Annotated in this window: 10 protein-coding genes; 1 reads left to right on the top strand and 9 read right to left on the bottom strand. The window is 23.2% G+C overall.

What is annotated here, in order from left to right; translation table 11 throughout:
• From NSA50_RS19415 to NSA50_RS19405, 3 genes are all read right to left on the bottom strand, one after another.
• The coding region (locus NSA50_RS19415; protein WP_257448121.1) for a conjugal transfer protein at positions 1–262 on the bottom strand (262 nt) is incomplete at its 3' end.
• Between the two features lie 21 nt (positions 263–283).
• Positions 284–544 (bottom strand): hypothetical protein, encoded by a 261-nt coding sequence (locus NSA50_RS19410; RefSeq protein WP_257429790.1) that lies wholly within the window; start codon positions 542–544, stop codon positions 284–286.
• A gap of 35 nt (positions 545–579) precedes the next feature.
• Positions 580–798, bottom strand: coding sequence for a hypothetical protein (locus tag NSA50_RS19405; RefSeq protein WP_257429787.1), 219 nt, complete (start codon positions 796–798; stop codon positions 580–582).
• Positions 799–913: 115 nt separating this feature from the next.
• Here NSA50_RS19405 and NSA50_RS19400 point away from each other — a divergent pair, with 115 nt between their 5' ends.
• Positions 914–1,792 (top strand): hypothetical protein, encoded by an 879-nt coding sequence (locus tag NSA50_RS19400; protein ID WP_257448117.1) that lies wholly within the window; start codon positions 914–916, stop codon positions 1,790–1,792.
• On the opposite strand, the gene NSA50_RS19395 is transcribed toward NSA50_RS19400, so the two are convergent.
• The 6 genes from NSA50_RS19395 to NSA50_RS19370 form a co-directional block, all read right to left on the bottom strand.
• A complete protein-coding gene (locus NSA50_RS19395; RefSeq protein ID WP_257448114.1) occupies positions 1,773–2,336 on the bottom strand; it encodes a hypothetical protein in 564 nt (187 codons plus the stop codon). The two genes, NSA50_RS19400 and NSA50_RS19395, sit on opposite strands and share 20 nt — an antisense overlap.
• 44 nt (positions 2,337–2,380) lie before the next feature.
• Positions 2,381–2,533: a DUF6906 family protein gene (locus NSA50_RS19390; RefSeq protein WP_257448111.1), complete on the bottom strand. Its 153-nt coding sequence runs from the start codon at positions 2,531–2,533 to the stop codon at positions 2,381–2,383.
• A gap of 326 nt (positions 2,534–2,859) precedes the next feature.
• The gene (locus tag NSA50_RS19385; protein ID WP_257448108.1) at positions 2,860–3,318 is read right to left on the bottom strand and encodes a prealbumin-like fold domain-containing protein; all 459 of its coding nucleotides are present in this window, start codon (positions 3,316–3,318) and stop codon (positions 2,860–2,862) included.
• Between the two features lie 146 nt (positions 3,319–3,464).
• The gene (locus NSA50_RS19380) at positions 3,465–3,623 is read right to left on the bottom strand and encodes a hypothetical protein (protein ID WP_257448105.1); all 159 of its coding nucleotides are present in this window, start codon (positions 3,621–3,623) and stop codon (positions 3,465–3,467) included.
• Between the two features lie 87 nt (positions 3,624–3,710).
• A complete protein-coding gene (locus tag NSA50_RS19375) occupies positions 3,711–4,073 on the bottom strand; it encodes a hypothetical protein (RefSeq protein WP_257448102.1) in 363 nt (120 codons plus the stop codon).
• A 73-nt stretch (positions 4,074–4,146) separates the two neighbouring features.
• On the bottom strand, positions 4,147–4,577 hold a 431-nt coding region (locus NSA50_RS19370), incomplete at its 5' end, for a prealbumin-like fold domain-containing protein (RefSeq protein WP_257448099.1).

The following is a 4,577-nucleotide window of genomic DNA, read 5'->3' as shown; positions in this document are numbered from 1 at the left end:
CAATAAAACTATATGGCTTTTTTCCATCAAAAGTTTTTTTAGACATAAGCCACGCAAAACCTATTGGAATAACAAAATGTTTAAGTAATTTATTATTAATAATAGATAATGGAAAAATATCAGAAAATATAATTATAAATAGAAATGAAAAAACTAAATATCCTATTTGTGCATAAGTAACTGGAACTGGTAATTTAATATCATATATACTGTATAGAATCCCTTCTATACGCCATATATTTGTATAAGTTTTTATTCTCAAACAATCAACTCCTTTTATTATTTATTCTTCCTCCTGAATAATATCTATAAGTATAACTTCTGTTACATTATCAGCCACCCACTTGCCAAAGCTACTAAAACCATCAAATTTTCTTTCTTTAATTTCATTATCACTTTTATCCATATACAAACAAATTATCTCTAAATCATTTTTTTCATCAATTACCATTAACCCACATTCATAATATGATTTAGTTAGATCTTCCTCACTTTCAAAATTACACCCTTCACATTTTCTATAATTTATAAATTTTCCCCTCATTTTATTTCCTTTCTATAGTTCTTTTAATAAACTTTCTATATTAACAATCTAAAATCTTTATATTCTCCATAAAGATTTTTAATATCTTCTTTTATTTCCTCTATACTTTTATATTCAAAACTTCTTTCGCCTTTATAATTAATATAAAAATAGCTTCCATTTACTTTTTCAACCTCAATATATGTCATCTCATTTTCTTTAATATTTCTAGCTCTAAACTCACAAACTTTAATTCTAATAACTCCATCTATCAATTTCAAATCCTCCATTTATTTTTAAATATCAAAAAATATTTTACTAACTTCAAATATCCATGCTATACTAAATAAAAACTTTTATGTTAATTATTTATAAGGAAGGTAATATTTTATGAATGATTTATTAAACTTTTTAAATACTTACAAAGATCTTTTTTTAATTGCAATTTCTTTTTTATCTCTACTTGTAACATTGGGAATATCCACGTTTAATTTAAATAAGCTAAAAAAAGACACATCTATTTCAAATAAAAATCTGTTAATGCGTGATTTTTATAATGATTTATTAGTTAATAAATCAACTTATCTTTCCCAAAAAATTTTTTCATCTAAAAAAAGAAAAGATTTCTTCATTAAAAATCTTCACTTATTTGACAACCATTCTAAAACGCTTTTACTTTCTATATTAGAATCTGAAAAATCTAATACATACAAAAAAAATTCTAAAGAAAAAGAAAAATATTCTCTTACTAAAAACTATTTTCTTAATACACACTTAAACTATATATATAATTTTTACTATGATATTTTATCTACTGAAATTAACTTTAACAAATCCGAATGGATTCTTCCTCCATTTTTTAGAATCCTTTTACGGCTATCGATATTTTTTCTAATTTCACTTTTTGGTACTGCTATACTTTTAAGTGGTGCTAAGAATTTTTTTTCATACATATTTATATGGGCTATTATATTTATTTTACTTAATTTACTTACCAAAGCTATTTACAAGAGTAAAACATTGTCTTCAAATATATTTATATATATATATCCTAAATATTTATCGAATGACGAAGAGCTTTACTGTGTTCTATGCAAAAAAAATTTTAATGCTTATGCTGGTTTAAAAATAGCTTGCCCTAAAAATCACAAGCTTTCTATTTTTATAAAAACAGAAAAATTAGAATGCTTACCATTAAAAATCTTTATTAATTTTCCGAATAAAACCATCAACTTTTGTAAAAAAATTACTAATAACCTAAAAAGATAGAAACCTCTATCTTTTTATGGTTTCTTAGATATTTTTTAAATTTTTCAATCTCTATCACTTCTAAAATATGCTTATTTATTTCAAAATCTGTAATTAATACAAAATGTATTAAATCTGTCCATATTCTAAGTTTTATCTTCTCTTCAATTTCATCACTAACTTTTCTTACATCAAAACATCTTCTATATTCATCTATAAACTCATATACATCTATATCTATTTTTTCTTTATATTTCTCAAATACTTTTTTCATTTCTTCAGTTTTAGTAATTACTCCATCACTTTTATAAAATGGTGTAGCCCTATATAGTATTTCCGATATTATATATAATTTAAATCTTGAGTTTATAATTTCTTCCTTACTCTTCTTTTCTATATATCTGACTACTATGTCAGCATTTCCTTTTTCTATTGATTCTATAATCCCAGATATCAACATAATAATTGAAATTACTATAACTATAATTACAATATATTTAAACTCAATCATATACACTAAACCACTATCAATCGAAATATATGCACAAATACATATACTACTCAAAAAAAATAAAACGACTAAAAAACACATTCCATTTCTCCTATATATCAATCAATATTTAATATTCTAATTTTCCTAGTTTCTCTATGTTGAATATGTAATTGATTTGTTAGATTTTTTATCACTAACCAATTACTAGGATTTAATCTTCTCCCTTGCATAATATTCTTTTGCTCTCTTGTTGGCTTTTTACCTTTCATAAAAATTCCTCCTTAAAATCACACTAATTTTTTAATATAACTTCTAATTATATACTTGTATTATTCTATAGCATTTTCTCTTTCTCTCATCTCTTCATTAGTTTCAAAAATAATATAAATTATAAAACTTAATAAAGTTAACCCTATTAAAATAAGAATTGTCATTTTTTCTCTCCATAATTAAATATCTAACATATTTGCTCATAATTTAAAGTAATATTAGAAAAACAAACACTAATATTTACTTTACTAATACTATTTATAAAAATGTCCCCTGGAGACACTTCTAAAACTTGATATATAATTTTCTTTATTAAAACTACTTACTATAAATACTCTTTAATAATATATTTTCCACAAGGTAAATTTGAAATTTCAACTTTTCCATCTTTTACTTTTACACTATCTACTAACTTTCTATCTTTATAAATTTCTACTATATCTTTTTTATCCCTTGCGTATAGTTTACTCCATATCCTTAAACCTATATATATTACTAATATTATAGATAACCAAACTAAATTTATATTTAATAATTTTATATTAAATATCCCTAATACAACAATTATTGTATGTATAAAGTAAATTATATAAGAAATAATTCTATTTATTATATCTTTTATTATATCTTTTTTTCTAGCTTTATAATTACTTGAAATTTCCATATTATAAATATCTTTTATAATCTTTATCCCTAGAATAAAAATAGACAAGCCTATTATTATTTTCCCCATTAACTCCATTCCTCCAAATCTTATAAAATCACTTTTTATACTCTCTAGCATAATTTCACTTCCTTTAACGATTAAATAGTATCCCCTGGGGACACATTCTATACTTCTAATATTATTCTCAATAAAATTAACATTACTAATATTGATACAAGTAAATTTAATATAATTCCTAAAACTATATCCGTTATATCAATATGTCATCTTTTTATTTTTTTACTAAATATTATTACTTTTTCTTCACTACTTTTTCCTATGTATATTTCTCCTTTAAGATCATTTAAAATACTATTCTCTGTGTCAAACAACTTATTTTGAAATTCTCCCATTGTTTTTCTTTTTACATTTCCATTATTCATATCTAATTCCTCATTTCTTTTAAATTTTTAATTCTTTTGTATAAATCAATAAAAAATATTATTAATCAAATCACTACTAACACTTTACTAATCAATCTTACCATCCTCATTAAATTTTTCACTTATCAATAAAATATTTTTAATATCTGTTATATATACTTTTCCATCTTTACTTTCTATTTCAACAGTAGTATCGTCAATATCATAATACTCAATATCAACTTCTATCTTTTCATTTCCTATTACTATAATAGCTCTTTCAACTGCGTCTCTGTCCTCGTTATCGCTATCTTCATATTCTTTAGATTCATCACAAATATATTTATTATTTCTCAAATTTTTTACTCTACTACAACACTCCCAAATTAAATATACAAATATAGTAAGCAATAAAATAAATGCTCCCATCAATACTATTGGAGCAAGTATTTCCATACAAAAATCCATCATAATAAAACCTCCCAAAAATTTAGAAGGTGCTATTATAAACACCTTCCAATATTTTATTGTAAAAAAATAAAAGCTAGTTTGTAGCTTTTTTATATCTTAACATTATTACTCCAGCAAGAGTCATTATTAATGCTATTCCTAAAACAACAGTTGTATCTGTTCCACCTGTATACGGTAAACTTTCAGCTATTCTCTTATTTTTAAGTTCTGCTTTAACTATTTGTCCATCTTCAGTTATTTCAAACTCTCCAACTTCTGTAGTTAACTCATAACCTTCTGGTGGTAATGTTTCATAATATTTATACTTACCATACTCTAATTCAAATTTATTACCATCTTTACTTGATACAAATTCTATAACTTGACCTTTATTAAAGCCTTCTACACATTCTATTTTAATATGTGCACCTTCAATAACTTCGCCTGTAGATACATCAGTCTTTTCAAACTCAAGAGTTCCTTCTATTCTCTTGTTCTTTAATTCTGCCTTTGTTATTTCTCCAT

Origin of the sequence: Clostridium mucosae (assembly GCF_024622765.1) — a bacterium.
In the GTDB taxonomy this organism is placed as follows: Bacteria; Bacillota; Clostridia; order Clostridiales; family Clostridiaceae; genus Clostridium.
The sequence above is the reverse complement of the archived record's forward strand: the minus strand, read 5'-3'. Positions and strand labels throughout refer to the sequence as shown.